The organism is Candidatus Ulvibacter alkanivorans (assembly GCF_003333325.1).
Lineage (GTDB): Bacteria > Bacteroidota > Bacteroidia > Flavobacteriales > Flavobacteriaceae > Ulvibacter_A > Ulvibacter_A alkanivorans.
This window is the reverse complement of the sequence record NZ_QOLC01000071.1, coordinates 1-1,650: the sequence shown is the minus strand read 5'-3', so window position 1 is coordinate 1,650 and position 1,650 is coordinate 1. Positions and strand designations below refer to the sequence as shown.

Genomic DNA, 1,650 nt, shown 5'->3' with positions numbered 1-1,650 from the left:
ATAGAATGAATATTATACCATAAACTTTATTCCTCTCTAAAAGTATATCCCTTCTTTCCAAAATTTGAAAAATCACAAAGTCGATAATAAATAACAGTGTAAAAAATTCAAAAATGACTAAGGCTAAAACAGTAGAAAAAAAAGGATAGTCTTTATTCTTGAAAATTTTTACTGTAGCTTCATAATTAACACAAAAAAAAATTTTTAACATATTACCAATTGATATCATTATGAACTGCATTAAAGTACCAAGATCTTTCTACAACGTATTTTCCTATTCCAGTGCCTAAACTCCACATTGCTAGTGGTGCATTTCTAGTTCCTGCTGCGTCCACGAGTCCAAGATAAGTAGCACCAGCACCACTCAATTTACCTTGTTGATATTCCTCGTAAGTTGAATACATTCCTATAATACCCAATGCGGAAGAAGCAGATGAAAGTCTATTTGCCCATTTTCCAGCAAATTTATTCTTTCCACCTGTATATCCATTTCCTCCCCAGTTTGAATCATAAAATTTAAAATTCTTTCCAAACCAAAATTTGCCGTTCTTTCCCATAAAATCACTCGCTAAGGAAAGAGCTGCTCCAGAAAGAGCTACTCCAGACATTCCTTCACCACCATTTTCGTAATAACTTCTTTCTCTATAGTATTTATACGAGTAGGCCCAACCACCGTTTTTTCCCATTGATTTTTCATTCCAAGGGTTTGATACAAACCTGTCGACTTGTTTAGAAATATTAAATTCTTGACGAGGGCTAAAACCATTAGAATTACCATTACTATCTCCCTTAATAACTTCAGAATCTAATAGTGCACTTCCGTCACTTAGTCTGCCACCAGAACCTCGAAACTCTTCACTTATAAAAGTGTCTATTTGAGCACCTGAAGCTCCACCGTAAAAGTCGGCTTCAAATCCTAACATATTCATAAATCTTTCAATATCTTTTTCGTCATTAGTGTTCCAACTCCCATCAGCTCCAACTTCCCAAAGACCAGTTGGATCAGCATAGAGGATCGGATTATTAAACGCAAACCTATAAGGAGTCCAATTTTGCGCCAATTCTGCTGCAGCGTCTATGGCACTAAATCTTCCTAAAGCTGGATTATATTGTCTAAAATCCATTTCTACAATATTTAGTCCCAAACCGTTATTGGTTTCTTGTCCGTTGAACCCGTAGTTTTAGGCTATAAACTAATCAGAGTCTATTATTTTTTGTGCTAAATAACCATAAAGCTTCTTATTAATAGGATTAGGGTCAACAAGGAGTGATAAGAATGATTCACCATATTTATTTTTTTCTGAATCATACATTACAAAGTATGTTGTTCCCCCGTGAGCTGTAACTTCATATCCATTAAAAAAGTCTGAACTAAAGTTTATAAATCCTTGATGATAATTATTGGTATCAAAAGCATCTTTAAAAAAATCATTCGGTTTATTAATTTTAGTATTGGATATTAATTTAATAAGATCGTTTTTATCATATAGAACCAGTTTCTCTATATAATTTTTCCCATTATCTATAATCAATATATATTCGTAATTAGCTAGCGAAAACAAAATATAGGGTTTATTCTCTTCGAGAAAATGATTTACAACGATTTTTGCTCTCTCTTGTGTTTCAACCTCAAAATAATTCAATTTTTGA

2 protein-coding genes and 1 pseudogene are annotated in these 1,650 nt (G+C 32.9%); all 3 read right to left on the bottom strand.

Translation table 11 applies throughout. The features are described from left to right. On the bottom strand, positions 1-229 hold a 229-nt coding region (locus DWA30_RS13390; protein WP_210725390.1), incomplete at its 3' end, for a hypothetical protein. Continuing rightward, positions 213-1,169: pseudogene (locus DWA30_RS06210) on the bottom strand (RHS repeat-associated core domain-containing protein); the annotation flags it as partial. The gene DWA30_RS13390 and the pseudogene DWA30_RS06210, both read right to left, overlap by 17 nt. Before the next feature lie 24 nt (positions 1,170-1,193). After that, the coding region (locus DWA30_RS13290) for a hypothetical protein (RefSeq protein WP_168421747.1) at positions 1,194-1,650 on the bottom strand (457 nt) is incomplete at its 5' end.